Annotated in this window: 2 rRNA genes; both read left to right on the plus strand. The window is 53.8% G+C overall.

Annotation, left to right across the window (positions count from 1 at the left end):
* Position 1: 1 nt before the first annotated feature.
* A 23S ribosomal RNA gene (locus NX05_RS12355) occupies positions 2–2,882 on the plus strand.
* A gap of 172 nt (positions 2,883–3,054) precedes the next feature.
* Positions 3,055–3,169 (plus strand): 5S ribosomal RNA (gene rrf / locus NX05_RS12360).
* Positions 3,170–3,568 lie beyond the last annotated feature (399 nt).

Below are 3,568 nucleotides of genomic sequence, written 5' to 3' on the forward strand. Positions count from 1 at the left end.
TGGTCAAGCGAATAAGCGCACACGGTGGATGCCTAGGCGGTCAGAGGCGATGAAGGACGTGGTAGCCTGCGAAAAGTGTCGGGGAGCTGGCAACAAGCTTTGATCCGGCAATATCCGAATGGGGAAACCCACTGCTTCGGCAGTATCCTGCAGTGAATTCATAGCTGCTGGAAGCGAACCCGGTGAACTGAAATATCTAAGTAACCGGAGGAAAAGAAATCAACCGAGATTCCCTAAGTAGTGACGAGCGAACGGGGAGCAGCCCTTAAGCTGGAATGGCTTTAGAAAAACAATCTGGAAAGATTGGCCATAGAAGGTGATAGCCCTGTATTTAAAAGGGCCACTCCAGTGAAGACGAGTAGGGCGGGGCACGTGAAACCCTGTCTGAATATGGGGGGACCATCCTCCAAGGCTAAATACTCCTGACCGACCGATAGTGAACCAGTACCGTGAGGGAAAGGCGAAAAGAACCCCGGAGAGGGGAGTGAAATAGATCCTGAAACCGTGTGCGTACAAGCAGTAGGAGCTCGCAAGAGTGACTGCGTACCTTTTGTATAATGGGTCAGCGACTTACTGTTCGTGGCAAGCTTAACCGTATAGGGGAGGCGAAGGGAAACCGAGTCTGATAAGGGCGCATAGTCGCGGGCAGTAGACCCGAAACCGGGTGATCTAGTCATGGCCAGGGTGAAGGTGCCGTAACAGGTACTGGAGGCCCGAACCCACGTCTGTTGCAAAAGACGGGGATGAGCTGTGATTAGGAGTGAAAAGCTAATCGAACCCGGAGATAGCTGGTTCTCCTCGAAAGCTATTTAGGTAGCGCCTCGGACGAATACTACTGGGGGTAGAGCACTGTTATGGCTAGGGGGTCATCGCGACTTACCAAACCATTGCAAACTCCGAATACCAGTACGTACTATCCGGGAGACACACGGCGGGTGCTAACGTCCGTCGTGAAAAGGGAAACAACCCAGACCCACAGCTAAGGTCCCAAATTCACTGCTAAGTGGAAAACGATGTGGAAAGGCATAGACAGCCAGGAGGTTGGCTTAGAAGCAGCCACCCTTTAAAGAAAGCGTAATAGCTCACTGGTCGAGTCGGTCTGCGCGGAAGATTTAACGGGGCTAAGCAGTGAACCGAAGCTTGGGGTGCATAAAACTTGTTTTATGCGCGGTAGAGGAGCGTTCCGTAAGCCTGCGAAGGTGGATTGAGAAGTCTGCTGGAGGTATCGGAAGTGCGAATGCTGACATGAGTAACGATAATGCGGGTGAAAAGCCCGCACGCCGAAAGCCCAAGGTTTCCTTGCGCAACGTTAATCGACGCAGGGTTAGTCGGTCCCTAAGGCGAGGGCGAAAGCCGTAGTCGATGGGAAGCAGGTTAATATTCCTGCACCTCGCGTGAGTGCGATGGAGGGACGGAGAAGGTTAGGTGTACCGGGCGTTGGTTGTCCCGGGGAAAGGCGGTAGGTTTGGATCTTTGGCAAATCCGGGATCCTTTAAGACCGAGCACCGAGACGAGCCTTTATGGCGAAGTCACTGATACCACGCTTCCAGGAAAAGCTCCTAAGCTTCAGCTCACGAAGACCGTACCGTAAACCGACACAGGTGGGTAGGATGAGAATTCTCAGGCGCTTGAGAGAACTCGGGTGAAGGAACTAGGCAACATGGCACCGTAACTTCGGGAGAAGGTGCACCCTTTTTGGTGGCTCATGCGAGCTATAGCTGAAGAGGGTCGCAGAAACCAGGCCGCTGCGACTGTTTATCAAAAACACAGCACTCTGCAAACACGAAAGTGGACGTATAGGGTGTGACGCCTGCCCGGTGCTGGAAGGTTAATTGATGGGGTCAGCCGCAAGGCGAAGCTCTTGATCGAAGCCCCAGTAAACGGCGGCCGTAACTATAACGGTCCTAAGGTAGCGAAATTCCTTGTCGGGTAAGTTCCGACCTGCACGAATGGCGTAACGACAGCGGCGCTGTCTCCACCCGAGACTCAGTGAAATTGAAATCGCTGTGAAGATGCAGCGTTCCCGTGGCAAGACGGAAAGACCCCGTGAACCTTTACTATAGCTTTACACTGAACGTTGAGTTCGTCTGTGTAGGATAGGTGGGAGGCTATGAAACTGTGGCGCTAGCTGCAGTGGAGCCATCCTTGAAATACCACCCTGTCGTGCTTGACGTTCTAACCTAGGTCCGTTATCCGGATCAGGGACCGTGTATGGTGGGTAGTTTGACTGGGGCGGTCTCCTCCTAAAGAGTAACGGAGGAGCACGAAGGTACGCTCAGCGCGGTCGGACATCGCGCACTGTGTGCAAAGGCATAAGCGTGCTTGACTGCAAGATCGACGGATCAAGCAGGTACGAAAGTAGGTCTTAGTGATCCGGTGGTTCTGTATGGAAGGGCCATCGCTCAACGGATAAAAGGTACTCCGGGGATAACAGGCTGATACCGCCCAAGAGTTCATATCGACGGCGGTGTTTGGCACCTCGATGTCGGCTCATCACATCCTGGGGCTGTAGTCGGTCCCAAGGGTATGGCTGTTCGCCATTTAAAGTGGTACGCGAGCTGGGTTCAGAACGTCGTGAGACAGTTCGGTCCCTATCTGCCATGGGCGTTGGAAGTTTGAGAGGGGCTGCTCCTAGTACGAGAGGACCGGAGTGGACGAACCTCTGGTGTTCCGGTTGTCACGCCAGTGGCATTGCCGGGTAGCTATGTTCGGAAGCGATAACCGCTGAAAGCATCTAAGCGGGAAGCGCGCCTCAAGATGAGACTTCCCGGGGCACAAGCCCCCTAAAGGAACCATGTAGACTACGTGGTTGATAGGTCAGGTGTGTAAGTACAGCAATGTATTGAGCTAACTGATACTAATGATCCGTGCGGCTTGACCATATAACCTCAAGTCGCCTTGGTCCCAACGAACGTTGGTAGATCATCAAATGCAAGCTACGTCACAAGTTAACTATGCGAGACGAGCGCCGTAGGTGCTTCTTCAGCAAATGTTTGCACTTGCTTGTGCACACGTTTGACGAAAAGCCCCAACTGGCGACGCTCCAACCGTCTCCCTGGTGAAATTAGCGCTGTGGAACCACCCGATCCCATCCCGAACTCGGAAGTGAAACGCAGCTGCGCCGATGGTAGTGTGGCTCAAGCCATGCGAGAGTAGGTCATCGCCAGGGGCTTTACCCGAAACCCTCTATCCGAATGGATGGAGGGTTTCTTTTTGCGCGCGATGTGAGGAAAATGTGCACCGCCTCTCGCTGCATAGGCGCTGGCTTCACCCAGCACAACCAACCCATCTTGAGGTCGCGTCTTGGACACGGCTGCAGGTGACGTGCTGTGCGAATTGCAGGAGTAAATGCCGGCAGCTGACTTGCCACAGCAGCGGCAGCACATCGCCATAAGTCTCCGAACATCCCTACGGCGGGCGCTGCTGCGTACTCATTACTGTCTCAGGTGTAAGCAGTGGGTGCAGTGGGTGCAGAGTATCTGCAGAAACGTGCCGATTGCATTCGAGCTCATCGGCCTCCCTATGCTGCTTTGCCGGTGCGTAACCGGCAGTTCTTTGGATGCGCTAA

Source organism: Xanthomonas vasicola, assembly GCF_000772705.2.
In the GTDB taxonomy this organism is placed as follows: domain Bacteria; phylum Pseudomonadota; class Gammaproteobacteria; order Xanthomonadales; family Xanthomonadaceae; genus Xanthomonas; species Xanthomonas vasicola.